Origin of the sequence: Brevibacillus sp. FSL K6-6036 (genome assembly GCF_037964015.1) — a bacterium.
Taxonomy (GTDB): Bacteria; Bacillota; Bacilli; order Brevibacillales; family Brevibacillaceae; genus Brevibacillus; species Brevibacillus borstelensis.
Genome location: NZ_CP150173.1, coordinates 1,367,537 through 1,392,562 on the forward strand (window position 1 = coordinate 1,367,537; position 25,026 = coordinate 1,392,562).

General features: G+C 52.5%; 25 protein-coding genes. 18 read left to right on the forward strand and 7 right to left on the reverse strand.

Annotated features, from left to right (window positions below; genetic code table 11):
• The first annotated feature begins 82 nt into the window (after positions 1–82).
• From NST37_RS06940 to NST37_RS06955, 4 genes are all read left to right on the forward strand, one after another.
• Positions 83–649: a PadR family transcriptional regulator gene (locus NST37_RS06940; RefSeq protein WP_031932240.1), complete on the forward strand. Its 567-nt coding sequence runs from the start codon at positions 83–85 to the stop codon at positions 647–649.
• A 75-nt stretch (positions 650–724) separates the two neighbouring features.
• Entirely contained in the window at positions 725–1,927 is a 1,203-nt protein-coding gene (locus tag NST37_RS06945) for a macrolide family glycosyltransferase (protein WP_003387974.1), read from the forward strand.
• Between the two features lie 194 nt (positions 1,928–2,121).
• Positions 2,122–3,192, forward strand: coding sequence for a branched-chain amino acid aminotransferase (locus tag NST37_RS06950; protein ID WP_003387973.1), 1,071 nt, complete (start codon positions 2,122–2,124; stop codon positions 3,190–3,192).
• 176 nt (positions 3,193–3,368) lie between these two features.
• Positions 3,369–3,863 carry a metallophosphoesterase family protein gene (locus NST37_RS06955; RefSeq protein WP_031932243.1) on the forward strand — a complete coding sequence of 165 codons (495 nt, stop codon included), beginning with the start codon at positions 3,369–3,371 and terminating at the stop codon, positions 3,861–3,863.
• A gap of 15 nt (positions 3,864–3,878) precedes the next feature.
• On the opposite strand, the gene NST37_RS06960 is transcribed toward NST37_RS06955, so the two are convergent.
• The gene (locus tag NST37_RS06960) at positions 3,879–4,019 is read right to left on the reverse strand and encodes a hypothetical protein (protein WP_155807931.1); all 141 of its coding nucleotides are present in this window, start codon (positions 4,017–4,019) and stop codon (positions 3,879–3,881) included.
• The gene (locus tag NST37_RS06965; RefSeq protein WP_003387971.1) at positions 3,982–4,926 is read right to left on the reverse strand and encodes a DMT family transporter; all 945 of its coding nucleotides are present in this window, start codon (positions 4,924–4,926) and stop codon (positions 3,982–3,984) included. Before NST37_RS06965 ends, NST37_RS06960 begins: the two co-directional genes overlap by 38 nt.
• 125 nt (positions 4,927–5,051) lie before the next feature.
• Here NST37_RS06965 and NST37_RS06970 point away from each other — a divergent pair, with 125 nt between their 5' ends.
• The gene (locus NST37_RS06970; protein ID WP_003387970.1) at positions 5,052–5,798 is read left to right on the forward strand and encodes an N-acetylmuramoyl-L-alanine amidase; all 747 of its coding nucleotides are present in this window, start codon (positions 5,052–5,054) and stop codon (positions 5,796–5,798) included.
• On the opposite strand, the gene NST37_RS06975 is transcribed toward NST37_RS06970, so the two are convergent.
• Positions 5,775–6,614, reverse strand: coding sequence for a divergent polysaccharide deacetylase family protein (locus NST37_RS06975; protein ID WP_003387969.1), 840 nt, complete (start codon positions 6,612–6,614; stop codon positions 5,775–5,777). The two genes, NST37_RS06970 and NST37_RS06975, sit on opposite strands and share 24 nt — an antisense overlap.
• Before the next feature lie 141 nt (positions 6,615–6,755).
• Here NST37_RS06975 and polA point away from each other — a divergent pair, with 141 nt between their 5' ends.
• From polA to argH, 9 genes are all read left to right on the forward strand, one after another.
• Positions 6,756–9,404 carry a DNA polymerase I gene (gene polA, locus NST37_RS06980; RefSeq protein ID WP_003387968.1) on the forward strand — a complete coding sequence of 883 codons (2,649 nt, stop codon included), beginning with the start codon at positions 6,756–6,758 and terminating at the stop codon, positions 9,402–9,404.
• Positions 9,405–9,569: 165 nt separating this feature from the next.
• Positions 9,570–10,439, forward strand: a complete 870-nt coding sequence (gene mutM, locus NST37_RS06985; RefSeq protein WP_003387967.1) for a DNA-formamidopyrimidine glycosylase — start codon at positions 9,570–9,572, stop codon at positions 10,437–10,439.
• A gap of 4 nt (positions 10,440–10,443) precedes the next feature.
• Positions 10,444–11,046 carry a dephospho-CoA kinase gene (gene coaE, locus NST37_RS06990; protein ID WP_003387965.1) on the forward strand — a complete coding sequence of 201 codons (603 nt, stop codon included), beginning with the start codon at positions 10,444–10,446 and terminating at the stop codon, positions 11,044–11,046.
• Positions 11,043–11,606: a lytic transglycosylase domain-containing protein gene (locus tag NST37_RS06995; protein ID WP_039071172.1), complete on the forward strand. Its 564-nt coding sequence runs from the start codon at positions 11,043–11,045 to the stop codon at positions 11,604–11,606. The genes coaE and NST37_RS06995 overlap by 4 nt, the downstream gene beginning before the upstream one ends.
• Before the next feature lie 122 nt (positions 11,607–11,728).
• The gene (locus NST37_RS07000) at positions 11,729–13,024 is read left to right on the forward strand and encodes a hypothetical protein (RefSeq protein WP_339186480.1); all 1,296 of its coding nucleotides are present in this window, start codon (positions 11,729–11,731) and stop codon (positions 13,022–13,024) included.
• Positions 13,025–13,254: 230 nt separating this feature from the next.
• Positions 13,255–14,082 carry a transporter substrate-binding domain-containing protein gene (locus tag NST37_RS07005; protein ID WP_003387962.1) on the forward strand — a complete coding sequence of 276 codons (828 nt, stop codon included), beginning with the start codon at positions 13,255–13,257 and terminating at the stop codon, positions 14,080–14,082.
• Between the two features lie 96 nt (positions 14,083–14,178).
• Positions 14,179–14,838, forward strand: coding sequence for an amino acid ABC transporter permease (locus NST37_RS07010; RefSeq protein WP_003387961.1), 660 nt, complete (start codon positions 14,179–14,181; stop codon positions 14,836–14,838).
• Positions 14,839–14,867: 29 nt separating this feature from the next.
• A complete protein-coding gene (locus tag NST37_RS07015; protein WP_122958651.1) occupies positions 14,868–15,596 on the forward strand; it encodes an amino acid ABC transporter ATP-binding protein in 729 nt (242 codons plus the stop codon).
• A 28-nt stretch (positions 15,597–15,624) separates the two neighbouring features.
• On the forward strand, positions 15,625–17,043 hold the full coding sequence (gene argH / locus NST37_RS07020; RefSeq protein ID WP_024983184.1) for an argininosuccinate lyase: 1,419 nt from the start codon (positions 15,625–15,627) through the stop codon (positions 17,041–17,043).
• A gap of 281 nt (positions 17,044–17,324) precedes the next feature.
• On the opposite strand, the gene NST37_RS07025 is transcribed toward argH, so the two are convergent.
• Together NST37_RS07025 and NST37_RS07030 are read right to left on the reverse strand one after the other, a co-directional pair.
• Complete coding sequence (locus NST37_RS07025) at positions 17,325–17,765, reverse strand: VOC family protein (RefSeq protein ID WP_122958654.1); 441 nt, start codon at positions 17,763–17,765, stop codon at positions 17,325–17,327.
• A gap of 221 nt (positions 17,766–17,986) precedes the next feature.
• Positions 17,987–18,160: a hypothetical protein gene (locus NST37_RS07030; protein ID WP_170208340.1), complete on the reverse strand. Its 174-nt coding sequence runs from the start codon at positions 18,158–18,160 to the stop codon at positions 17,987–17,989.
• A gap of 372 nt (positions 18,161–18,532) precedes the next feature.
• On the opposite strand from NST37_RS07030, the gene NST37_RS07035 reads away from it, so the two are divergent.
• Positions 18,533–19,579 (forward strand): glyceraldehyde-3-phosphate dehydrogenase, encoded by a 1,047-nt coding sequence (locus tag NST37_RS07035; protein WP_003387957.1) that lies wholly within the window; start codon positions 18,533–18,535, stop codon positions 19,577–19,579.
• A gap of 206 nt (positions 19,580–19,785) precedes the next feature.
• Here NST37_RS07035 and NST37_RS07040 read toward each other — a convergent pair whose 3' ends face one another.
• Positions 19,786–20,916: an HD-GYP domain-containing protein gene (locus NST37_RS07040; RefSeq protein ID WP_003387956.1), complete on the reverse strand. Its 1,131-nt coding sequence runs from the start codon at positions 20,914–20,916 to the stop codon at positions 19,786–19,788.
• Between the two features lie 136 nt (positions 20,917–21,052).
• On the opposite strand from NST37_RS07040, the gene nrdR reads away from it, so the two are divergent.
• From nrdR to dnaI, 3 genes are all read left to right on the forward strand, one after another.
• A complete protein-coding gene (gene nrdR, locus NST37_RS07045; protein WP_024983186.1) occupies positions 21,053–21,526 on the forward strand; it encodes a transcriptional regulator NrdR in 474 nt (157 codons plus the stop codon).
• A 228-nt stretch (positions 21,527–21,754) separates the two neighbouring features.
• The gene (locus tag NST37_RS07050; protein ID WP_003387954.1) at positions 21,755–23,233 is read left to right on the forward strand and encodes a DnaD domain protein; all 1,479 of its coding nucleotides are present in this window, start codon (positions 21,755–21,757) and stop codon (positions 23,231–23,233) included.
• Positions 23,234–23,241: 8 nt separating this feature from the next.
• Positions 23,242–24,183, forward strand: a complete 942-nt coding sequence (dnaI, locus tag NST37_RS07055) for a primosomal protein DnaI (RefSeq protein WP_003387953.1) — start codon at positions 23,242–23,244, stop codon at positions 24,181–24,183.
• On the opposite strand, the gene NST37_RS07060 is transcribed toward dnaI, so the two are convergent.
• A complete protein-coding gene (locus NST37_RS07060; RefSeq protein WP_003387951.1) occupies positions 24,184–24,795 on the reverse strand; it encodes a YdcF family protein in 612 nt (203 codons plus the stop codon).
• Positions 24,796–25,026 lie beyond the last annotated feature (231 nt).

A 25,026-nucleotide genomic window follows, 5' to 3' on the forward strand; every position in this document is an offset into this window, starting at 1 on the left:
TTTTATAACAAAAAAATATATTGTGATATTATATCTTTTAGATATAATGGAGGCAGATCAATCGATTAAGGAGGCCATAAGCTTGACCGAATTGTTCATACTAGGCGAATTGACGGGATCTCCGATGCATGGGTATTTGCTGCACACGATTTTGAACGGGATTATCGGACCTACGCGAAAAATCAGCTGGGGGGTGCTGTATCCGCTTATTCATAGCCTGGTTGCAGATGGGCTGATCGAGCAGGTCCCCGATGAACAGCAGGAAGGTGCCCGGCAGGGAAGAGGAAAGAAGAAAAAAATGTACAGAATAACGGAGGATGGCAGACGCCGCTTTTTTCAGCTAATGGAAGAACCGATTCCATACTCGCCGGATTATGAGCTGCATTTTTATACCAAGTTTTCAAATTTTGACATGATCAGCAGAGAACTGCAGTTCTTGATTTTGCACCAGTACAAGGATTACCTGCGGTTTGAGATCCGCCATGAAGAAGAACGGGTGGAGAATGTGAGCAAAGACGAAATGATGCCCGATGCGGAACGACACTACAATTTGATCTGGTTCCGGCATAGGTTGGACAAACTCCGTTTTGACGAAGAGTGGGTTCTACAATTAATCAATAACCTTCGTATGGAGGGGATTGAGCGTTAGTGAATGTATAGTGGTGGCGACGACGCAAATGGTTTGCGCCTGGAGCTGTGTACTTCATGATGAAAGGTGATGACTATGGCACGCGTTTTGTTCATCAACGGAGGTTCGGAAGGACATATCAATCCAACCCTCGGCGTTGTTCAAGAACTTATCCGTCGAGGCGAAGAAGTGGTTTACTTTACAGCGGAACAATATCGTGATCGCGTAGAGCCAACGGGCGCAGAGGTGATCACGTTCGATGGAAACAAATTTGTAGAAGCGTTCCTTGCCGGGGGACGAAATCCTTGGGCCCGAGTGGGCGGGCTATTGCGCACCGCCGACATCGTCATTCCCAGTCTCCTTACTCAAACAAAAGGAGACCATTTTGATTACCTCATTCATGACTCGATGTTCGGCTGTGGGCGTTTGCTTGCACAAATACTCGACCTGCCGGCAATCAGCTCATGTAGCAGTTTTGCAATGCAGCAAGATAGCTTTGACCGTCTGCAAGATAGCCTTTCACGCAAATTTCCAGAGAACGATATTAGACGTTCGCAACAGGAGTATCAAGAGCTGCGGAGTCATGTGCAAGCGAAATACAATGTGCAAGTTGGTTCTGCCTATGAGATTTTCTGCAATCCCGCGCCAATGACTATCATTTATACGTCGAAGCTTTTTCAACCGGATAAAGAACAATTCGACGAGACATACAACTTTGTTGGACCGTCTATCGTGCCCCGCCCACACGATCAATTTGACTTCTCCCCGATAAATACAGAACACCTGATTTATATTTCACTTGGCACCGTAATCAATCGAGCCGTGGATTTTTACAAACTTTGTTTTGCGGCCTTCGCCGAAACGAAGTACACCGTGATCCTGTCTGTTGGCAGACAAACCGATCTATTGGATTTGGGAGACATTCCGGCAAATTTTATTGTTCAGAGCTACGTGCCGCAGCTCGAAATACTGCAGCGCGCCAAATTGTTTGTCACGCATGGCGGCATGAACAGCACGAGTGAAGGCCTTTATTACGGTGTGCCGCTGATTGTCCTTCCACAAAGTGCTGACCAGCCTTATTTGGCTCGAAGGGTAGCTGAACTCGGGGCAGGCATCCACCTAAATCCAGAAGGCTTAACCGCAGGAGATCTCAGAGAGGCGGCGGAACGGGTGTTTAAGGATGCGTCCATGCGAAAGGTATGTGCAGAAATTGGCGATTCGTTCCGAGCTGCGGGTGGGTATCGTCGAGCCGTCGAGGAAATCTTCGCGTACAAACGAAGAGCAGGATTACATCATTAATGAAAGATTTGTATAGGCTACGCTGGTACTACCCCTTGCTGTGGCCGGAAATAGGGTTAGGGCATTTTCCTGTCGCCTGTGCTTCCCAAGGTTTGCCTTGTGGAAAGAAAGGTGCCGAAAGCAGAAAATTGTGTTTTAATTATCATGATAAAAGATTTTGACTTGTACTTCATAAAAAGGGAGATGCATGACCTATGGCCCTACAGCTTGAGGTTTCATTAGCCACTGAAAAAAAGGAAAAGCCCGATTTCAACAAGCTGGGCTTTGGCCAGATTTTCACCGATCACATGTTTGTAATGGACTATAGCGAAGGGAAAGGCTGGCATGATCCGCGTATCGTGCCGTATGCACCGCTCACGCTTGATCCGGCAGCCATGGTGTTTCACTACGGCCAGTCCGTTTTCGAAGGGTTAAAAGCGTATCGGACCCGGGAAAACAACATCCTTCTGTTCCGTCCGGACAAAAACATGCACAGAATGAATGTGTCCAACGAGCGCATCGACATGCCGCAGATCGATGAAGCTTTCGTCCTGGAGGCATTGCGGGAACTGATCAAGATTGACCAGGACTGGATTCCGTCCGCGCCGGGCACTTCTCTATACATCCGTCCGTTCATGATTGCCACAGAGCCGTATTTGGGTGTCCGTCCTTCTCATTCCTACAAGCTCGTCATCATCCTCTCGCCGGTAGGGGCTTACTACGCTGGAGGCATGAAGCCTGTTAAAATCCACGTAGAAAGCAAGTACGTGCGGGCTGTCAGAGGCGGGACCGGGAACGCCAAAACAGCAGGCAACTACGCGGCCAGCTTGAAGGCGCAGTCTGAAGCCAAGGTTCTGGGCTACGAGCAAGTACTGTGGCTGGACGGCGTCGAAGGCAAGTACATTGAAGAAGTCGGCGCGATGAACGTCTTCTTCAAAGTCAAAGGGGAAATCTGGACGCCCGCATTAAACGGCAGCATTCTCGACGGCGTAACGAGAAATTCCGTACTCCAGCTGCTCCGGGATTGGGGACTTCCCGTTCATGAAAAGCGCATCTCCATGGAGGAGCTGCAGCAGGCACACGCCAACGGCGAACTGGAAGAAGCATTCGGAACCGGTACCGCCGCTGTTATTTCCCCGATCGGAGAATTGAACTGGAACCAGCATCAAATGTTCATCAACGGTCAGGAAGTCGGCGAGCTGACGATGAAGCTGTACGACACGCTGACAGGCATTCAGTACGGCGAGGTTGAGGACAAGTTCGGTTGGACAGTGAAGGTTTTATAAAAAGAAGAAACACGGATTTGATCAATGGAATCTAGTGAAAAGCCGATGGCACGGAAGCTCCATTTACTGGACTTTTGTGCCTTCTTTTTTCATGTATGGAATGGAAATCCTGGGGCTAGAAAGAAGAATAGTCTTACTGAACGCTGCCAGTTGAGTGGCAGTGGAGGAGAAAGCAGATGAAAATCGGTGTCGTATCAGATACTCACCTCCCCAGACGGGGACACACGCTCCCAAAGCCGCTAATCGAAGGACTGCGCGGAGTGGAGCTCATTATCCATGCCGGCGACTGGAATACCCTCCAGGTTTACGAGGAGCTAAGCGAGATCGCCCACGTCGTCGGAGTATGGGGCAATACAGACGATGATCAAGTCAAAGCCCGGCTGAACCGGGTAGAAATCGTGGAAGCAAAAGGAAAGCGGATCGGCGTCGTCCACGGGGACGGAAAAGGAAAGACGACCCCGCAAAGGGCCGTCGATACATTCTCCGGTCAAACGGTCGATCTGATTATTTTCGGCCACTCCCACATTCCGCTATGGGAAGAGAGGAACGGCATCCTGCTGTTCAACCCCGGTTCTCCGACAGACAAGCGAAAACAGCCGCTCTATACGTATGGCATCGTGGAAATCGGGGCTGAAATAACGGCCAGGCATGAAGCTTACGAACAAAAGTAGGCAGCGGTCAAGCGATCAGGAAAACACCTTGATGATCCAGTACACGATACGGCCGACGATGTAGCCGAGAAAGATCGTCCAGCCGATCTTGGCCCAGACGCTTAACCCTTTGACGTACTCACGCAAGCTTTTTCGGCGGGGAGGCAGTTGGTTCACCGGATTCCACTCCTTTGGATGTTTGATTGTTGCGGATAAACAGGTAGATACCGGCCAGAATGATCAGACCGCCGACATACTGCGGCATGGTGACGACCTCTCCGAGGATAAAATAAGCGAGAATGGCAGTTCCGATCGGCTCGCCGAGAATGCCCATGGAGATCGTCGTCGTGTTCAGCCACTTGATGATCCAGTTCAGGATCGAGTGGCCAAGCAAGGTAGGGAACAGCGCCAGGCAGAAGAACCACCCCCAATTCGCTGCAGAATAGCCCGTGAGCGAATACCCGAATGCCAGATCGTACGCCACCAGGATGACGCTCGTGATCGAGTAGACGACCAATGTATAGCTGAAGGAAGAAAGGTATTGGCGAATATACTGGGCGATCAGCCAGTAGCCGGTAACAGTAGCGGCTCCGGCCAAAGCGAGGATGTCTCCCCACAGGGCCATGCCCCCGACGCGAAAGTCGCCCCAGCCGATGACGAAGCTGCCGGCGATGGCGAGCAGGCCGCCTGTCAGCGCGAGCGGGCGCAGCTTTTCCCCAAAGAAGAAGTACCCGCCGATAAAGGCGAACAGCGGCTGCAAGGTTACCAGGACAGTCGAGCTGGCTACGGATGTATAGTTGAGCGATTCGAACCAGAGCAAAAAATGGCTGGCCAAAAATGCGCCGGACAGTGCGCAAAGCAACCACTGCTTTCGCGGCATTCGCACAATTTCCGCTATGGCTCCCCGATTCCAGAACAGCAGCGGAAGGGTCAAGACGACCGAGAAAACGAGTCGGTAGGTCGCAATGATCGGCGAAGGCGCGTCAGACAGCTTGACGAAAATGGCAGATGTCGATATCGCTAAAACTCCGAAAAATAAGGCCAAATACGGAGGAAATAAAGGCTTGTCTAACGGCTTGTTCATGGGAAGCACCTCTTGTCATAATCGCTCGCATGAATCTTATTGTACCTGCCTTGCGGAAAATTCACAATCGTTGTACGATGCCAGATCAAGGATAGAATGGCCGGGTGAGAGGCAATTCTAACACTATGAGAAAACGATGGCTGTTTTTGATGCTGAGCGCTTTCCTTCTTTTGCTGCCGGAGCCCGCTGCCGCAGTGCCGCTAACCAATGTCCAGGTCTTGATCGATGTGGGGCACGGAGGTGTGGATTCGGGAACATCTCACGGCACGATTTTCGAAAAAGAGATTAATCTGGAGGTGGGCAAACGCTTATATCGGATTTTGACCGAACAGGGGTACAGAGCAGTCCTCAATCGGGATCGGGACGTTGCCTTGAGCGATGAAAATCAATGGTTGAACAATCCCTCCAGACATATCCGCGATTTGGCCCAACGACGACAGTTGGCCAAAGAGATCAGGCCACAGCTGATGATCAGTCTGCATGTCAATTGGTCTTCCGACGGCAGAAGACGGGGACCGGTGGTCATTTACCAGCAAAATGAACAAAGCTACTGGCTCGCCTCCCTGCTTCAGGATGCGATGAATCAGATGGCGAAGACAAACAGCCGACCCGTAAAGGGAAGGACGTACTATCTGCTTCGCCACGACTATTGTCCGACTGTCATTGTGGAGATGGGGTTCATTAGCAATTACGCTGACCGCACCATGCTGACCAATCCCGAGCAGCAGGAAAAGCTGGCCCGGGTGATCAGCGACGCTGTTGGCGAATACCTACTCCTGACGGGCGAGCTCGCCGGAGATGGCAGCCGTGCATCAATGGGAGAGCAAAAGCGCACCTGGTGGGAACGTTTATGGCATCCCGTTCGAAATTAACATGGAAATCGTTACAAACGACGCCTCCTTCTGTATCCGCGGTATGTACTCGGACAGGACGGAGGCCGTCTTTTTTCCCGGAGGCCCTACGTGGCCGATCGCAATATGCACAGGTCCGGCTTTGCTGTCGATCCGTTTGCACAGCCGCTCCATCTGCCGGGTGATGTGCGACAAGGTGTAGACGTCATCCAGAAATATTCCGTTTTCCAGATAAGGAACGCCCAGCTCCTTTGCGATCTTTTGCGCCACGCTGCGTGCCGTGGTTTTGCTGTCCAGGTAAATGAGGCCGCGTTCCTTGCAAACCTGCAGGACAATTCGCATCACGCGCTCGTCTGCGGTCGCCTTGGAGCCCATGTGATTATTCATGCCGATTGCATGAGGAACGTCGTCAATCGCATTTTCCACACGCTTGCGAATCTCCTCGTTGCTCATTTTCGTGGTAATCCCCCCGGGCCCCATCCAGGACGCCTTTCCTTTCATCGGCTCCATGGGCAAATGGACAAACACATCATGCCCCTTTTCATGGGCAAGCTCCGCGTCCCGCTTGGTGCTCGGCAGAAAGGGCATGACAGCCACCGTCAAAGGCACGGGCAAAGCCAGGATCTCTTCTGTTCCCTCCATGTTGTTGCCAAAGTCATCGATGACAAACGCGACCTGATTGGCTTTTGGCCCAGAAATCGGCTTGAGCGGGGGACGTTCAATGACATCCTGAGCACTTGTCGTTCCCGCCAACATACTGATGGACACGATCATGCTTGCAATCGTGAACGCGAGTGCTTTTTGCAGGCTTCCCCGTTTATCGAGTGTCATGTGCATCGCCAGCCTTTCTTTTTCCTCTTAGTGTGTGTCAGCCAGCCGCCGATTACCCGACTTGCTTGGCAACACCTGAGCTTTGCCGTTATCCGACCCCTATGGTAAGATGAAGGATAGCGAAAAAAGTGAGAGGGTGCGGACAAAATGAGCCATTTGGTGTTGATAGACGGGAACAGTATCGCCAACCGGGCGTTTTACGCTTTGCCGCTTTTGTCCACATCAGCGGGATTGCACACAAATGCGGTACTGGGCTTTACCACCATGCTGCTCAAGGTGCTGGACGAAATGAAGCCGACCCATGTGCTGGTTGCGTTTGATGCGGGCAAGGTGGTGTTTCGCCACAGCGAGTTTGCCGAGTACAAGGGTGGCCGGAGCAAAACGCCTCCGGAATTGTCGGAGCAGTTCCCGCTGATACGCGAGCTGCTGGACGCATTTTCGATCCAGCGGTTTGAGCTGGAAGGGTATGAAGCGGATGACATCATCGGCACCCTGACGCTCCGAGCGGACGAAAACAATTGGAAAACGACGGTTATCACCGGGGACAAGGACATGCTGCAGCTTGTTTCCGACAACGTCTCGGTCGCCTTGACGCGCAAAGGCGTGAGCGAGATCGAGATGTACACACCACAGGAAATCTCCGAGAAATACGGCCTGAAGCCGCTGCAGATCATCGATCTGAAGGGACTGATGGGGGACAGCTCGGACAACATACCGGGCGTGCCCGGGGTGGGTGAAAAAACAGCGCTGAAGCTGCTGCACGAATACGGTTCGGTCGAATCGGTGCTGGAGAATATTGATAAGGTGTCGGGCAAAAAGCTGCAAGAAAACCTGCGGGAAAACGTCGACAAGGCCAAGCTGAGCAAGGCGTTGGCAACGATCATGCGCGACGCTCCGGTGGAAGTGGATGTGGAAGAGACCGCCTACGCCGGCTATACAGCCGATTCGGTTATTGAATTCTTTAAAAAAATGGAGTTCAAATCCCTTTTGCCCAAAGTAAAAGGAACAAGCAATGCGGTTGAGGGCGAGCAGCGGGATGCCGCTCCGTTTGCCTTCGATGTGGTCTACAGCGGGGATGCGGAACGCTTTGAGGACAAGCTGACCTCGCCGATGGCGGTCTGCGTGGAGATGGACGGAGAAAATTACCACCGAGCGCCGATTTTGGGCTTCGGTCTTGCTGCAAAAGGCGTTTCGCTCTACATTCCTTTTGATGTAGCCAAGGAATGGTCCGCTTTCCGCCAGTGGCTGGCAGATGAAACGAAGGAAAAGTGGGTATTTGACGGGAAGCGCGACACGGTCGGATTGGCATGGCACGGACTGGACATGGCCGGCATCGGCTTTGACATTTATTTGGCTTCTTACCTGCTCAATGCGGCAGAGAGCAGTCCGCAGGTGTCGGATATTGCCGTTCACTATGCGGATGTGCGGGTAATGCCGGACGAAGAGGTCTACGGCAAAGGAGCAAAGCGGCTCGTCCCGGAAACGGATGTACTGAGCGAACACGTGGCATTGAAGGCTGCCGCCATGTACCAGAGCGTACCGAAGATCAAAGAAGAGATGGGCGCAAGCAAGCTGGATGAATTGCTTGACCAGATGGAAGGACCGCTCAGCCTCGTTTTGGCCACGATGGAAAAACAGGGGGTCAAGGTAAACGAGCAGCGGCTGCAGCAAATGGGTGAAGAACTGGACGCCCAGCTGGAGAAGCTGACCGGACAAATCTATGAATTGGCCGGCACGTCTTTTAATATCAACTCGCCGAAGCAGCTGGGGGAAATCCTGTTCGACAAGCTGGCCCTTCCGGTGTTGAAAAAAACAAAGACGGGGCCGTCCACCAGCGCCGACGTTTTGGAAAAACTGGCCCCTTACCATCCGATCATTGAGTCGATCCTTCACTTCCGTCAGCTCGGCAAGCTGCGCTCGACGTATATCGAAGGGCTGACAAAGGAAATCCATCCAGGCACGGGCAAGGTTCACACCATTTTCAACCAGGCGACGACAGCGACTGGCCGCTTGTCCAGTACGGACCCCAACCTGCAGAACATCCCGATCCGTCTGGAGGAAGGACGGAAAATACGGGAGGCGTTTATCCCGTCCGAGGAAGGATGGTTCATGCTGGCGGCGGACTACTCCCAGATCGAGCTGCGGGTGCTGGCTCACATCTCGGGGGATGAGAATCTGATCGACGCTTTCCAAAAAGGAATGGACATTCACACGCGGACGGCGATGGATGTGTTTGACGTTTCCGAGGACGAGGTCACTTCTCTCATGCGGCGCCAAGCAAAGGCCGTCAACTTCGGTATTGTTTACGGCATCAGCGACTACGGCTTGTCTCAGAATTTGAATATTACCCGCAAAGAAGCCGGAGAGTTTATCGAGCGTTACTTCGCCGTTTTCTCCGGGGTCAAGCGATACATGGAAGACATCGTCAAGCAGGCCAAGGAAGACGGGTTCGTCACGACGCTGCTGAATCGCAGACGGTATCTCCCGGACATCAAGAGCAGCAACTTCAACCTGCGTTCCTTTGCAGAGCGGACAGCGATGAACACGCCGATCCAGGGTACGGCGGCTGACATTATCAAGCTGGCGATGATCCGCATGCAGGAGAGCTTGCAGGAAAAAGGCCTGAAGAGCCGCATGCTGCTTCAGGTGCATGACGAACTGATTTTTGAAGTGCCGACAGAGGAATTGGACATCATGCAGCAGCTCGTCCCCGATGTGATGGAAAACGCCCTGAAGCTGGAGGTTCCGCTGAAGGTGGATGTCAACTACGGGCGAAGCTGGTACGAAGCCAAGTAACGAGCAAGGAACGAACAAGGAACGAGGCGGAAGTGCCCAGGGCAACGGCAAGCCGGCAAGCCGAGGCCACTGCTGACACGGCAAGCCGGGTTCACTGCATAAGAGACAAGCTGTGCTTTTGCTTTGCGCAGGCATGACAAACAGACAACAGGAGGAGGGAGAGCCATGCCGGAATTGCCAGAGGTGGAGACGGTGGTGCGTACGCTGCGCCAACTCGTCTTGGGAAAAACAATCGGGAGCGTCAGCGTACTGCTGCCGCGAATCATCCGCAGACCGGACGATATGGAAGAGTTCAAAGCGATGCTCGTCGGGCAGACGATCCATGAGATCAAGCGTCGCGCCAAATTTATCCAGTTCATACTGGATCGGGACGTGCTGATCTCTCACCTGCGGATGGAGGGGCGCTACGGTCTTTACCGCTCGGATGAGCCCGTCGAAAAACATACACATGTGATCTTCCATTTTACCGATGGAACAGAGCTGCGGTATCGCGACGTCCGGCAGTTCGGGACGATGGATCTCTTTCCGCTCGGCAAGGAGACCGTAGAAGGTCCGCTTGCCAAGCTCGGTGTCGAGCCATTGGCAGAGGAGTTTACGCCAGAGGTGCTGCGCAGTCTGCTCAAGGGGCGGACAACAAAAATCAAGCCGCTTCTGCTGAACCAGGAATGTATCGTCGGTTTGGGGAATATTTATGTGGACGAGTCCCTCTTTCGGGCGCGGATACATCCCGAGCGTCCCGCCGGAAAGCTGACCGCCCAGCAGGTAGCGAAGCTGCACGAGGCGATTGTAGCCACGCTCTCCGAAGCTGTCGAGCAAGGAGGCAGTTCGGTCAAGTCTTACGTAAACGGACAAGGCGAGATGGGCATGTTCCAGCAATCGCTACTGGTTTACGGACGCAAGGGAGAGCCATGCGTAAACTGCGGTACGGAAATCATCCGCTTTGTCGTTGGCGGAAGGGGGACGCATATTTGTCCCGCTTGTCAAAAGACGGCGGTCACGCGAAAAAAAGGGGCTCAGCAGCCAAAAGGAGGGTGAGCGGATGATTCTTGGACTGACAGGAGGCATAGCCACTGGAAAAAGCACGGTTACGGCTATGCTTCGGGAGCAAGGAATACCTGTCATCGATGCGGATCAAATTGCCCGTGAAGTGGTTGAGCTGGGCAAACCGGCTTATGAAGCCATTGTTCGCCACTTCGGAAAAGAGATTTTGCTCCCAGGGGGACAGATCGATCGAAAAAAGCTGGGGGAAATTGTTTTCTCGGATGAAGCGGAGCGTCAAAAGCTGAATGCGATCGTTCACCCTGAAGTCCGCCGCGTCATGCGCGAGGAGGCGGAGGCAGCGGAGAAAAACGGCGCCAAGATTGTGTTTATGGACATTCCGCTGCTTTTTGAAAGCAAGCTGCAGCATATGGTGGACAAGATTGTCGTCGTCTACGCCCCCGCCCATCTGCAATTGGCCCGGATGATGGAACGCGACGAATTTGAGGAAGAACAGGCGCAAAAGCGTTTGCGTGCGCAATTGCCGATTGAGCAAAAACGGGCTGATGCTGACTTTGTCATCGACAATACCGGTTCACGGGAAGAGACCGAGAAACAAGTAATCCAGCTGCTGGGCCGGTTAAAGGCGGAAACGGCTCCATGAAAAGGAGCAAGCGAGCGGCAGTCTTTCTGTTTTTTTTGATGGCTGTTTTCTTCCTGATCAATTCACCGATTGTCTGGAAATGGATGTACCCGATCAAATACCAAAAGGAGATCCTGGAGGCGTCCAGCCGCTATCAGGTAGACCCGTACCTGATCTTGGCAGTGATCCGCTCCGAAAGCGGTTTTGAGACGGACAGAGTATCGAGGAAGGGCGCCATCGGACTGATGCAGGTGATGCCTGATACGGCGGAGTGGATCGCGGAACAAGCCGGTCTGGGGCCAGCGGATGAAAAGTATTTGTACGACCCGGTGACAAATATCAACATGGGCACGTGGTATCTCTCTTTTTTGGAGAAGCGGTATGAGGGAGACGTCGTGAAAGTGATCGCAGCCTACAATGCCGGACCGGGCAAGGTGAGCAGCTGGCTCATGCGGGAACAGTGGGACGGCAAGCGTGAGACGATCGAAGACATTCCGTTCGGGGAAACACGCCAGTACGTCCAGCGAGTCCTTTACTACCATGATCGATATCGGAGCATCTATACGGATCAATTGCAATAAGCCGCTCTCTTGTCAAAAGGAGAAGCGGCTTTTGCTTTTTGTCTCAAACGGAGGTTTAGCGAAATCGAGCGCGATCGATTATACTTAGTGTACTTTTACGAAACTGGGAAAGTAGGTATCGTATGCACAGGATCGGAGTCGTCGGGCCGCAGCCATCTGTGGAACGGATGATTGATATGGGCAAGGCATTTGAGAAGGACATGCGTTTTTATCCCTATCCCTACGAGAGGTTTCAAGAAACGCGCGAGCTGGTGAAGGCCAACGATCATCAGGTGGATGTATGGCTGTTCTCGGGGAAGCTGTCGTATATGATCGCCAGACAGGAGCTTGGCAGTGCGGAAAATATGGTGCATGTCCAGCATACGGAAGCGAGTCTCTACAAATGTTTTTTGATGATGGCAAAAGAACAGGGAAGATTTCTGGAGCGGGTCAGCATTGACGAGCTGGAAAAGACGCAGCTGGATTATGCGCTGCAGCAGCTGGAGATGGAGCATCGCGACGTTTACCTGAAAATTTACGACGTAGATACCAATCCGGAGGAGCTGCTCGACTTTCATTTGCAGATGTGGAGAGAAGGCAAAACGGACGGGGCCATCACCTGTTTCGAAGGGATTTACAGAGGTCTGAAAGCGGCGGGAGTGCCGGTTTACTGGTTTACCCCGACACGACTGGAGATTTTGCAAACGTTTCGGATCGTGGCCGAAAAAGTGCGGACCCTGTATTTCAAGGATACGCAGATCGGGGTCGAAATCATCGAGATCGAGCATTTTGACAGGGTCGCGGAGAAAGCGAAAAGCCCCTATCACCTGCAGCATCTGGAGCTGCGCCTGAAGGAAGCGCTGCTCAATTTGTGCGAAAAGCTCAACGGTTCGCTTTTGGAAAAAGGGAATGGACGCTACGTTGTGTTCAGCTCCCGGGGAGCGATTGAACGGGAGATTGACATTTTGCGTGAGACGATCAGGCAGTTGTCGCTCGTCTCGGAGTCGATGGTAGCGGTCGGCGTCGGATTTGGGGAGACGGTGTTTACAGCGGAAGTCAACGCTCGCCGCGCGATTGGGCAGTCAAAGGAAAAAGCCGAGCGGGGAATTGTCATCGTCCAGGAGGATGGCACCGTGATCGAAGCGGCTGGCCTGGAATCGGAGCTTGCGTATTCATACCGCATGCAGGACCAAGAGTTTCTGGAAAAGCTGAAGAAGGGAAATATCAGCGTCAGAACGTACAACAAGATCGAGGCATTGATCCGGAGAATGGGGTGGAGCGAGTTTACGACCAAGGATCTCGCACTGCACCTCCATCTGGACGAGCGGAATGCACGGAGAATTGTCGCATATTTATGCGAAGTGGACCTCGCGGAATGCATAGGCGAAGAATCAGTATCCACACGCGGAAGGCCGAGCAAAATCTATCGATTGAAATAAATGAACAAGCACCTGTCTCTTGTACCGCCCAAATAAAAAGGGCGGTTATTTTTTTTCGTCATATGGAAAAAAATTCGTACATGATTTATATTTATTCAGTATTATGTTTTTTTAATCGAGGTGAAAAAAGTGTTGAAATACTCAAAGTATTCCTTATAATACTTATATCAGGGTATTTACCCTTAAATAACCCTAAAATTGATCGCTTGATGCCGGAAAGGAATGTTTCTATGAAAAAAGTACTTATCGTTCTGTTGTCTCTGCTTTTGGTCGTACTTGCCGCCGGGTGTTCTGGGGAAACTGCTGCACCGGGTCAGCAGGTCCCTTCCACCCTTGACCGGGTGAAAGAGAAAAAGAAGCTGGTCATCGGTACCGGTGTCGCCTATCTGCCGTTTGAAATGAAAGACAAGGATGGGAACTTTGTCGGCTATGACATCGACATGGGGAATGCCATCGGGAAGGCGCTGGGCGTAGAGGTAGAATTCAAGCAAATGAAATTCAGCGGGTTGATTCCGGCCCTGCAGACAGGTGACATCGATATGGCCATTGCCGCCATGACGATCCGCGGCGACCGCGCGCTGTCTGTCAGCTTCTCGGACCCTTACTATTCCACCGGACAAATCATCATGGTACCGAAAGCGGACAACGTGACAAAATCCTGGCAGGACCTCGATCAGCCAGGCAAAAAAATCGCCGTATCGCAAGGCACGACAGGAGCCCTTTTGGCTAAGCAAATTTTCAAGCAAGCCCAGGTCATGGACTTTGAAAACGTCGCTTCCGCTGCGCTGGCGCTGAATCAGGGACAAGCAGACGGGGTCGTGACAGAAGAAGTGGTGGTTCGCGAATACGAAGCGCAAAAAGACTACAGCGTCAAAGGCATCTATGACCTGATCTCTGCGGAAAATCTGGGGATTGCCGTTCAACTGAATGATTTTGCCACCTTGCAATGGCTGAATACATTCCTGGCTGCCTACAAAAACAGCCCGGAAGACAAGGCATCCATCGATAAATGGTTTAACTCCAGCGATTGGAGAAGCAATGTGGAGCAGAAGAAATAGGAGCACGGGTTTGTCCTCGCCGGGAAGAGCCGATCGTCTGGTTCTTCCCGCCTCTGTCTTATCAAGAAAAAATGTTGCAAGTGGGAGGGTGAGCATGTGAATTACCAGATGGACTGGAGCGTCATCACCGATAATTTCGACATTTTCATGGAAGGATTATTGGTTACCTTGAAAATCTCCGCGCTGTCGCTTGCGATCAGCATACCGATCGGGATCATAGCCGGTTTGTGCCGGATCTCCCGCAATCGTGTCCTCTCGTTTTTAGCGGCAAGCTATGTAGAGGTCATCCGGGGGATTCCGCTGTTGGTGCTGCTTCTGTGGATTTTCTTTGTTCTCGGCAAATTTATGAAGCTCGGCTCGTTTTGGTCGGCGGTTATCGGTCTTGCGGTGTTCTCCGGCGCCTTCGTGGCGGAAATTGTACGGGCTGGAATTCAGTCTGTGCCGCGCGGGCAGATGGAAGCGGCCCGGTCTTCGGGGATGAATTACTTTCAGGCGATGAAGCTGATCATTTTGCCGCAGGCCTTGCGAAAGGTGCTGCCGCCGCTCGCTTCCCAATTCATCATCCTGATCAAAGATTCGTCGCTTGCCTCTGTCATCGCCGTCGTCGATCTCAGTCTGGTCGGACACAATCTGGTTGCGACGACATTCCGCGTACTGGAGGTATGGACGTTTATCGCCGCGGTGTACTTCGTCATTACATTCAGCCTTTCGCAGATCATTCGTTACTTTGAGCGGAAGTACCGCGTGCTGGAATAACTTTTGACAAGGAGAAGGAGGACTGCTTCATGATTTCCATCCGGAACGTCTCCAAAAGCTACGGGCAGGTAAAGGTCCTGCACGATATTGATCTGGAGATTCCGCAGTCGCAGGTGTTTGCCCTGATCGGACCGAGCGGAGCGGGGAAAAGTACGCTGATCCGCACGATCAATGCCCTGGAGGATATCCAGGAAGGGGAAATTTTGATCGACGGCGTCTCTGTCCATGACAAAAAAACGGATATCAACAAGCTTCGGGCCAACATCGGATTCGTCTTTCAGTCGTTCAACCTGTATCCGCATTTGACGGCTCTCGAGAATGTCACGATCGCTCCGGTCAATGTGAAAAACGCCAATAAAAAGGAAGCGGAAGAAAAAGGAAAAGAACTGCTGGCTTCTCTCGGGCTGGGTGACAAATTCGCCTCCTATCCGGGCCAGCTGTCGGGCGGGCAGCAGCAGCGCGTGGCGATTGCCAGAGCGCTGGCGATGGACCCGAAGGTCATGCTGTTCGACGAGCCCACATCGGCGCTCGATCCGGAAATGGTCAAGGAAGTGCTGGATGCCATCCGCAAGCTGGCAGCGACGGGTATGACGATGGCCGTCGTGACCCACGAGATGGGCTTTGCCAAGGAAATATGCAATCAAATCGTCTTTATGGCGGAAGGAAAGATTGTTGAAGTGGCGGAGCCAAAGGAATTTTTCAGCAACCCGAAAACGGACCGGGCGCAAGACTTCCTGGCGAAGGTGCTCAACCACTGATCGATTGAACCAAAAGGAGAGAAGCAGGATGAAACTATGGGGCGGACGTTTTACCAAGCCGACGGACAAGCTGGTCGAGGAATTTACCGCTTCGATCGGCTTTGACCAAAAGATGGCGGCAGATGATATCCGTGGCTCGCTGGCCCATGTCAAGATGCTGGGCGCTTGCGGCATTATACCGCAGGAGGACGCTGACACGATCTCTGAAGGGCTGCGGGGCATTCTCCAGGATGTCCGGGAAGGACGGTTTGTGTTCTCCGTCGAAAACGAAGACGTCCACATGAACATTGAAAAAAGCCTGATCGAACGGATTGGTCCCGTGGGCGGCAAGCTGCATACCGGCCGATCCAGGAACGACCAGGTGGCGACAGATATTCACCTCTATCTGCGCCGTGAAACGAAACAGATCATCGCGCTGGTGACAGAGCTGCTGCAAGCCTTGACGGATTCAGCGAGGGAGCATCAGGACGTGATTATTCCCGGTTACACTCATCTGCAGCGGGCCCAGCCAGTGCTCCTGGCCCATCACCTGCTCGCGTATTTCGGCATGTTTGCCCGCGATGCGGAAAGGCTGCAGGATGCGCTCAAACGGATTGACATCCTGCCGCTGGGAGCCGGGGCATTGGCCGGCACGACGTTTCCGATCGACCGGGAGCTCGTCGCCAAAGAACTGGGCTTTGCCCGCATGTACGACAACTCGATGGATGCCGTGAGCGACCGGGATTTCGTCCTGGAATTCCTCGGAGCTTCCTCCATTTTGATGATGCACCTGTCCCGCTTCTGCGAAGAGATGGTGCTCTGGTCGTCCACCGAATTCGGCTTCGTCGAGCTGGACGACGCGTACTGCACAGGCTCCTCGATCATGCCGCAGAAGAAAAATCCTGATGTGGCCGAGCTCTTGCGCGGAAAAACCGGCAGAGTGTACGGCAATCTGTTCGGCCTTTTGACCGTGCTCAAAGGCTTGCCGCTCACCTACAACAAGGATCTGCAGGAAGACAAGGAAGGCATGTTTGACACTGTGGAGACGGTAAAAGGAGCGCTGGCCCTGTTCGCGGGGATGGTCCGCACGATGGAAGTCCGCCGGGAGCGGCTCGCGCAGGCAGTCAAGGAGGATTTCTCCAACGCGACAGACCTCGCAGACTACCTGGTGCGAAAAGGCATGCCGTTCCGCCAGGCGCACGAGGTGATCGGAAAGCTGGTCTTGTATTGCATCACCCAGGGCAAATTCCTCGCCGACCTCACACTGGAGGAGTACCAGGAGCACAGCCCGCATTTTGAGCAGGACGTGTATGCAGCCATCGACGTGAGGACAGTGGTCGACGCCCGTGACGTCTTCGGCGGCACCGGCAGCAAGCGCGTGCAAGCGGCCATCGAGCGTGCCGACAAAGCCATCTCCGAGCTAAAGGACTGGGTGGACGAGGCCATGAAAGTCGAGCCGCTGGACTAAGCGGCGAAGAATTTTGAAACAATGAACAATGAAAAAGAACAATGCAAAACACGGGTCGCCTACACAGGGGCCCGTGTTTTTTTATAAGCGATAACTTTTAACTTTTAATTTTAAGCACTCGACTGAATAAAATACGAGAGCTCAAGCGGTCAGGATTGCTGGCCAAGCGGCTTTCTTGCTTGCTGACAGTATTCACTGTCAGGAAATCTCCTGCAGAGCAATGCTATCCGGCAAACTCACGATTGCCGCCTACTATAGTTCACGTTATAAACTGCTTCTGTTTAGGACAAACCTTCTCCCCGCTTCATTCTTTGAGAAATGGGGTGATCATCATTTAGTTCCAGCAAATCCCACAGGTTCCCGTACAGATCCTTAAATACCGCAACCATTCCATATGGTTGCTCTTTGGGTTCTCTCACAAATTCGATACCTCTGGAAACCATTTCATGATAATCTCTCCAAAAATCATCTGTATGCAAGAAGAGAAAAACTCTGCCGCCTGTCTGATTTCCGACAAAGGGCTCTTGTTCAGGCTTGGATGCCCTTGCAAGCAACAACGTCGTGCCAGCCGAACCGGGGGGAGATACTACGACCCACCGCTTATCTTGCTCTGGTTGGTAGATGTCCTCTACTAATGTGAAATTCAGCTTTTTCGTATAAAACTCGATTGCCTCATCATAATCCTTCACAACGAGAGCGATATGAACGATTGACTGTACCATATTTTGAACGCCTCCAATTATTTTGACTTGCTTCAATCACACTTGCGAGCACATCCAAATGAATATGTTGAAGTATCTATGAAAGTAATTATCACATATCATTTCCTATCCAACACCTGATCTTCCAATAAACAATAGTAGATTCTTTTTTTTTTGACTTTATCTTCTGCAATCGTGGAATCAACCGATAAGCGTCCCCAAACATAGCTGCCGTTGGCGAATCACCGCCAGCCAAATCCAGTTATTTGAGCAAACAGCAAACCACCATGATTCGCTCTCAAAAAAAGACGGCCAAAGAAAAAAGCTGTAGAGATGAAAAAGGGAGAAAACAGCGAAGGTCTTTGGGACACGACCCAGGCCTGCTTCCAAAAGCGAAACACGTTTTTAGCGTCCAACCTCTGAGTTGCCTCCTGAATATACTGCTTTTGGACGCGGTTTCGCTTTTGGAAGCCGGCCGGACAGAGTAGCTTCCATGCAGTGTCCCACCGAACCTTGAGCCGTTTTCTCCCTTTTTCATCTCCTCCACTAAAGCCCTTCAATGAGTTTTTATAGGCCTCTCCAAATAGCCAAAAGCAGGCAAAAATCAGGCCGAAGAGAGGCCCGAAACCAGGGAACGTCAGGACAAATCAGCGGAAATTCAGGACAATCGCATCAGGCAAATCGTCCAAATATTTATTTTTCAGTAAAACACATTGATAATTGTGTCATACTTATTATAATAAGAGTAACGGATAAGTGTAACTCAATAAGGGAAGGGGTTTCTAAATATGACTATCAAAATAGGTATTAATGGTTTCGGCCGAATTGGGCGCATGGTATTTCGCCGCGCCGTTCAGGACCCCAACATCGAAATCGTCGCTATCAACGCAAGCTATCCGCCCGAAACACTCGCACACCTGTTGAAATACGACACCATTCATGGACGGTTTAACCATAAAGTGGAAGTACAAGACAACAAAATCATCGTAGACGGAAAACCGACCGTTGTCCTTTCTGACCGCGATCCGCTCAAGCTGCCTTGGGGAGAGCTCGGCGTGGAAATCGTGGTGGAAGCAACCGGAAAGTTCAAGGACCGCGAAGGGGCAGGCAAGCATCTTGCGAGCGGTGCGAAAAAAGTAGTGATCACAGCTCCCGCCAAAGAAGAAGACGCAACCATCGTTATGGGGGTCAACCACGATATTTACGATCATGAGAAGCACCACATCGTCTCCAACGCATCCTGCACGACCAACTGTCTGGCACCGGTTGCCAAGGTGCTGCATGAGGCATTTGGCATCGAGCAGGGCCTGATGACGACTGTTCACTCCATCACCAACGACCAGGTAAACATCGACAATCCGCATAAAGACCTGCGCAGGGCTCGTGCAGCTGGCGAATCGATCATTCCTACAACGACTGGTGCAGCTCGTGCCGTAGGAAAAGTATTGCCAGAATTGAACGGCAAGCTGAACGGTTTTGCATTGCGCGTACCGACGCCAAACGTTTCCGTGGTCGATCTGGTGATCAATACCAAAAAGCAAGTTACTGTAGAGGAAGTAAACCGCGTGTTGCGTGAAGCGGCGGACGGCAGCATGAAGGGGTACATCGAATTTTGCGATGAGCCGCTCGTGTCCAGCGACTTCAACGGCAATGACCATTCCTCTATTATCGACGGTCTTTCCACTCTCGTAATGGGCACCAACCAAGTCAAAGTAATCGCCTGGTATGACAATGAGTGGGGCTACTCCTGCCGTGTAGTCGATTTGGTTCGCCACGTCTCCGAAGACCACAATCAGGCTCGCCAAGAGGCGAAGGCAGCAGTCGCAGCGAAGTAATGCAGAAGCTTAGAGAATGGAAACACAGAATCAATGAGCGGAATGAAACAATAAATTGCGAAAACCCCCAACTGCTTGGGGGTTTTTTGTGTACCATACTTACGCTCCCGTTACAAAAGCCACGCACAAAAAAGACGCAGATACAATTTCTGCGTCCTGTCTTCGAAATCACAACTCCTGGCAGAGGGAATTCCCAAGTAATGGAATTACGTCGTCTTGCTCTCCGACAATCCTCCGAGGGAGAAGAGCTGATCGTCCTCAAATCCGACGATAAACAGCTTGATATTCGTCTTCAGATCCAGATCATAGCTTGCCCGCACGTCATTCCCGCGCCCGTCCTTCAGGATTCGGACGGTCGGACGATGGCAGTACTCCGGATCGACGCGGCAGACGACGCCTACCTCGCCCGTGTTGAGCACCACGCTGCTTCCGATCGGAAAAATCGCGATGTGGCTGCGGAAGGCATTGATCAGCCGATGTTCAAACAAATGGCCGCCTGAGCCGAGGAGATATTCGAGAGCATCCTGCGGCATGTAGCGCTTGCGCCATGGACGCGGAGAAGTAAGCGAGTCGTAAATATCGCAAATGCCAACAATTTGTGCATATTCGTGAATATTCTTACCCTTTAGGCCCTGTGGATATCCGCTGCCGTCCAGACGTTCGTGGTGCTGCAGGCAGACGTGCGCAGAGAGAAGTGAAATATCGTGCTGTTTGCGCAATATATTGAATCCCAGAATGCAGTGCTGTTTGGCAGCTTCCATTTCTTCCTGATTCCAGCGCTCGGTCTTTTTCAGCATCTCGGCGGGCAATTCCACCTTGCCAATATCGTGCAGCATTGCCCCAATCCCGAGCTCCATCAACTGATTGCGATTGTAGCCAAGCGACATTCCCACGGCGGTAGACAGCACCGCGACATTGACGGAATGATGGTACAGAGATGGGGAGTGAGTAGATATATTGGCCAGATGCATGACGATTTGTCTGTTTTGCATCAGGTCGTCCAAGATGGAGCCGAATGCTTGTTGAAAGTGCAGCCCCATTTCCTTGAGCGAAATTTTGCGGGCCAATTTATTGGAATTGGTGATCTGTTTGACGGTTTTCTCAATGGTTTCGACAGCAACCTGACGGGTCTCCGGACGAATGACATCCTCCACCACAATATCGGCCGTGCGCGGATCGTCTATGTACAGAGAGTCAATACCGGATCGCTGCAATCCCTGGATCAGGCGATCGGTAAGCGTCATTCCAACGCCGAGCAAAACCTTGCCGTCTTCCGTAAAGATCGTGCGTCCCACTTTCATCCCGGGTTGCACATGTCTGATTGAAACTAATCTCATACGAATCCCTCCAGCTTGTACCATTATTGTACTCCAATAGTCAGGTGCATGAAATAGGTAGAAGGATTGACTTGACTTTGGCTGTCAAATTGAGGGACACTATTAAAAGTATTGACAGTATTGGAGTTGATTTCGGATGCGATGTCCGTTTTGCGAGTATAACGGGACTAGAGTCCTAGATTCCCGCCCTTTTAACAATAACAAGTCAATCCGACGTCGACGCGAATGTGAAGAATGCGAGCGCCGTTTCACCACGTTTGAAGTGGTCGAGGAAACACCGCTGCTGATCATTAAAAAGGATGGAACACGAGAAGAGTTTAGCCGGGAGAAGGTACTGCGCGGGTTGGTCCGGGCATGCGAGAAACGGCCTGTCACGCTCGAAGTCTTGGAAAATGTGGTAAATGAGATTGAAAGAGAGCTCCGCAGCTGCGGTCAAGCCGAAATACCAAGCAAGGATGTCGGGGAGAAGGTCATGGAGCGTTTGTACCATGTGGATGAAGTGGCATATGTCCGCTTCGCCTCGGTCTACCGCCAGTTCAAAGACATCAATGTTTTCATGAAAGAACTGGAGGAGCTGCTGTCCCAGGCTCGCGGCAACACGGAATCATAAAAAGCCACTGCGGTCACCATATATTTTTCTGGGTACTTAGTCTCAGGCGACAGGCGCTTCAGCCTCCGCCTTTTTTGGCATACAGACGAAAGGCAGCCCATATTCGACGGACCGAGACGGCATGCTTTGCAGCCGCTTCGGCTCCCGGCTTCCAGTCACTCTCGTATCTATCACCAGTCAGACATGCTATAATAGGAGAACCAGAATGGACAGGAAGGAACAAGATACATGCGCCGTCTCGTTTGGAACGAACTGATGCCCAAAGATCGTTGCGTGGTCCGAATGATGAGACCTCTCAGCTTCGCCGAGCTGGGCTACGTCACGCAGCTATATTTGCCGATCATCGGTTCAGATTCGTTTTCCCTCTATCAACTGCTCGTTCACGAGGTGCAGGAGGTAAGCGGGGCCGCAGCTGAAAGCACACACCGCAATCTGATGCTGATGAGCGGACTTACACTGGATCGACTGCTCTTGGCCCGTGAGCGGCTGGAAGCACTCGGCCTCGTCACAGTCCGGCGCAGGGAAAACCTGCAGCGAGACTACTTTTACGAGTACATGGTGAAGCCTCCGCTGACACCGAATGAATTTTTTGCGGATTACGTATTGTCGCTCATGTTGTTAAACAAGATTGAAAATATTCGTTACCAGCAGCTCAGACAAAAATATGCGGATCACTTGGGAGCGGCTTTGGATCAGGAATATACGATCACCGAAGATGTGACCAAGGATTTTCACGAAGTGTTTCAATCATTGAAAGCTTCCGAGCTGGAAGTGCATCGGGGCTCGGAGCGGGAGCAGTTCCTCTCGGAGATGGAAAAGAGCTATCCTCCCGCACCGATGCAGGCCGGGTTTGAGCCTGCCGTGGACCATCCGCTCAGCCTGTCTTCGCTGCGTCACTACCTTCCGGACAACGCCAAGTCCGACAAGGTGTTTTCCAAAGAAGGCGTCGAGGTTCTGTACAGGCTGCAACATTTCTACCAGTTGGACAGTTGGGGACTGGGCCAGGAGCTCAGAGACTGGACGCTGTACAAGCCGGACGGCTCGCTGGACAGCGAGGTGCTCCGCAAACGGCTGATTCAACGCTATACCGACGACAAGCTCGTGCGGATAGCGCCGAGCGCGGTTCCCGGTGAAGAGGAATGGGGGCCGGGCCAGCTTCCTCAGCCAGGCAGCGAAATGTTCGTCCGGGTCTGCCGCCAGCTCTCTCCGCTGACGCTGCTTGAAAAGGTCGTCGGAGGCCGCGTGAGCAAAGTATTTCTGGAGCGGGCGGAGAGCCTGCTGTTCAACGACGGGATGACGGTCGAGGTGGTCAATGCGCTGCTGCTCCATACGCTCAGCAGCATGCAGATGGAGCTGCCAAAGGCTTACATGGAGACAATCCGCGACAGCTGGAAGGCAAAGCGGATTACGACAGTGGACGAAGCCGTCCGCCAGATACTGGAGCGGGCCGACCAAAAGGCTCAGCATGCGGAGAAAACAAGACAAACAAAAACGGGCAAGGATACACCGGTCCGCCGAAATGGCCGCGCCGTTTTGCAGGACAAGCTGCCTGCCTCGGTAGAATGGCAGCTTTCCCAGGAGCAGCAGCGGGAACAAAGCGATCAGGAGACGCCACAAGCAAAGCCGGAGCGGGTCAAGACGATCGAGGATGATCCGGAACTGAAAAAGATGCTCGAATCCCTCAGGAAGCGGCAGAGAGGAGTGTAAAAAGGCAGATGGAATCAATCGGAGAATTTATGCAAGAGCTGGCCAAGCGGACGCCTCGGCAGCTACTGACGCCTGACCAGCAGCTGGACAAAATGTTCCGTTCATCCGGGTACCTCCAGGCGTTTCAGCAGGCACATCCCGAGCTTGGCCGCGATGACTATCTCAAAGCGCTCTCCAGCGTCTATACAGCCGTAAAGGAGCAATACTGGTGCGAGCGCTGTCCAGGATTGGAGAAATGCCCGAACCTGGTCAAGGGACACAGGAGCAAACTCGAAGTGACTCAAGGTTCCATCGTCAGTCCGATTACGCCTTGTGAAAAGCAGCAAGTGTACGAGGAAGACCAGCGCCGCCGCCGGCTGATGCGCAGCTACTATATTTCCGAAGAGACGATGCAGGCCAGCTTTGAAAAACTGGAGCTGGATGCGGAGAATCGGGCCGCTGTCGCAGCGGGGATTTTATTCAGCGAGCGGGCAGGAACAGGGGAAAAGCTGAAAGGCTTGTACCTGCACGGACCGTTTGGAGTCGGAAAAAGCTACCTGATGGGGGCGATTGCCCGCGAGCTTTCCGAACGGAACGTGCCTTCGCTGATGGTCTATGTGCCGGATTTCATCCGGGAGATGAAAGACTCGCTGGCTGACCATTCCCATTCGGCGAAGCTGGAGGTCTTGAAGGAAGTGCCCGTGCTCATCCTCGATGACATCGGGGCGGAAAACCTGACGCCATGGGTGAGAGACGAGATTATCGGCGTCATCTTGAACCATCGCGTCAACAATCACCTGCCTACCTTGTTTACTTCCAACTACTCGCTGGAAGAGCTGGAGGAGCACATGTCCATCTCCAACGGCAACCGGATCGAACGAACAAAGGCGGCTCGCGTCATGGAGCGAATCCGCCATTATGTCGATGTATATCCGATTATGCGAAAAAACCAGCGGATCGAAGGAAAATAGTCAAAACGGATGAGAGAGGTGCCATTTGGTGAGAGCCAGCACCTCTCTTGCTTTATGGTAAGGGCCGTACAGGACGTGGGATTTCACTCCGACGGGCGAAGCGTCTATTTCCATCGACTCGGCCATGTCGACCGCTCGCGCCAGGTGGTAATCGTGACTGACCACGAGAGCTTGCGACAGCCCGTGCTGCTGCATGATTTCCTTGCTGAAAAGCAGGTTTTCGTAGGTGTCCCGGGCTTGATGCTCCATGAAGATCCGATCCTCGGGCACCCCCTGTTCAACCAGATAGTTTCGCATGACGGCTGCTTCCGTGGACGTTTTCCCTTCGCCAAGCCCCCCCGTAACCAAGAGGTATGGTACATACCCCTCCCGATAAAGCTCCACCGCCTGGTCCAGCCGCTCCCGCAGTCCCGGACTCGGACGGTCACCCCAGACGCCTGCACCGAGAACGATCGCCACATCCGCCTTTCGCGGCACAGCCTCCTGAATCGTGCGCTCGATTTTCCACAAAAGATATCCGGACCAGCAGCCCAAGATCACGATACAGGCAGCGAGGATTCGAAATATTCGCTGCTTTCGGCTCTTGCTGGGCTTTATGCGGGATGGATTCATTCGAACTGACCTTCCATCGTTATTTCCTGTTTGTACATTCATTTTTCCTCAAGCTCCTGTATCAATTATGTAGAATCGGCTGGACCAAAAGAATCGTCCGAACCAATGAAAAATGCCCAGCCCGCCCCGACGGCTGCTTTTTTTGCGGAAAAGGGTGCCTCCTGCGGACGCGGTACACGTTCGGTACTTCGGCACACGCTCGGAGCTGTATGGCTGCAGTCGGACCACAAG

Excerpts from the sequence above, each read along its gene's own strand:
- NST37_RS06945 (WP_003387974.1), top strand. The coding sequence starts at position 725 with ATGGCACGCGTTTTGTTCATCAACGGAGGTTCGGAAGGACATATCAAT.
- NST37_RS06950 (WP_003387973.1), top strand. The coding sequence starts at position 2,122 with ATGGCCCTACAGCTTGAGGTTTCATTAGCCACTGAAAAAAAGGAAAAG.
- NST37_RS06955 (WP_031932243.1), top strand. The coding sequence starts at position 3,369 with ATGAAAATCGGTGTCGTATCAGATACTCACCTCCCCAGACGGGGACAC.
- NST37_RS06965 (WP_003387971.1), bottom strand. The coding sequence starts at position 4,926 with ATGAACAAGCCGTTAGACAAGCCTTTATTTCCTCCGTATTTGGCCTTA.
- NST37_RS06970 (WP_003387970.1), top strand. The coding sequence starts at position 5,052 with ATGAGAAAACGATGGCTGTTTTTGATGCTGAGCGCTTTCCTTCTTTTG.
- NST37_RS06975 (WP_003387969.1), bottom strand. The coding sequence starts at position 6,614 with ATGCACATGACACTCGATAAACGGGGAAGCCTGCAAAAAGCACTCGCG.
- polA (WP_003387968.1), top strand. The coding sequence starts at position 6,756 with ATGAGCCATTTGGTGTTGATAGACGGGAACAGTATCGCCAACCGGGCG.
- mutM (WP_003387967.1), top strand. The coding sequence starts at position 9,570 with ATGCCGGAATTGCCAGAGGTGGAGACGGTGGTGCGTACGCTGCGCCAA.
- coaE (WP_003387965.1), top strand. The coding sequence starts at position 10,444 with ATGATTCTTGGACTGACAGGAGGCATAGCCACTGGAAAAAGCACGGTT.
- NST37_RS06995 (WP_039071172.1), top strand. The coding sequence starts at position 11,043 with ATGAAAAGGAGCAAGCGAGCGGCAGTCTTTCTGTTTTTTTTGATGGCT.
- NST37_RS07000 (WP_339186480.1), top strand. The coding sequence starts at position 11,729 with ATGCACAGGATCGGAGTCGTCGGGCCGCAGCCATCTGTGGAACGGATG.
- NST37_RS07005 (WP_003387962.1), top strand. The coding sequence starts at position 13,255 with ATGAAAAAAGTACTTATCGTTCTGTTGTCTCTGCTTTTGGTCGTACTT.
- NST37_RS07015 (WP_122958651.1), top strand. The coding sequence starts at position 14,868 with ATGATTTCCATCCGGAACGTCTCCAAAAGCTACGGGCAGGTAAAGGTC.
- argH (WP_024983184.1), top strand. The coding sequence starts at position 15,625 with ATGAAACTATGGGGCGGACGTTTTACCAAGCCGACGGACAAGCTGGTC.
- NST37_RS07025 (WP_122958654.1), bottom strand. The coding sequence starts at position 17,765 with ATGGTACAGTCAATCGTTCATATCGCTCTCGTTGTGAAGGATTATGAT.
- NST37_RS07035 (WP_003387957.1), top strand. The coding sequence starts at position 18,533 with ATGACTATCAAAATAGGTATTAATGGTTTCGGCCGAATTGGGCGCATG.
- NST37_RS07040 (WP_003387956.1), bottom strand. The coding sequence starts at position 20,916 with ATGAGATTAGTTTCAATCAGACATGTGCAACCCGGGATGAAAGTGGGA.
- nrdR (WP_024983186.1), top strand. The coding sequence starts at position 21,053 with ATGCGATGTCCGTTTTGCGAGTATAACGGGACTAGAGTCCTAGATTCC.
- NST37_RS07050 (WP_003387954.1), top strand. The coding sequence starts at position 21,755 with ATGCGCCGTCTCGTTTGGAACGAACTGATGCCCAAAGATCGTTGCGTG.
- dnaI (WP_003387953.1), top strand. The coding sequence starts at position 23,242 with ATGGAATCAATCGGAGAATTTATGCAAGAGCTGGCCAAGCGGACGCCT.
- NST37_RS07060 (WP_003387951.1), bottom strand. The coding sequence starts at position 24,795 with ATGAATCCATCCCGCATAAAGCCCAGCAAGAGCCGAAAGCAGCGAATA.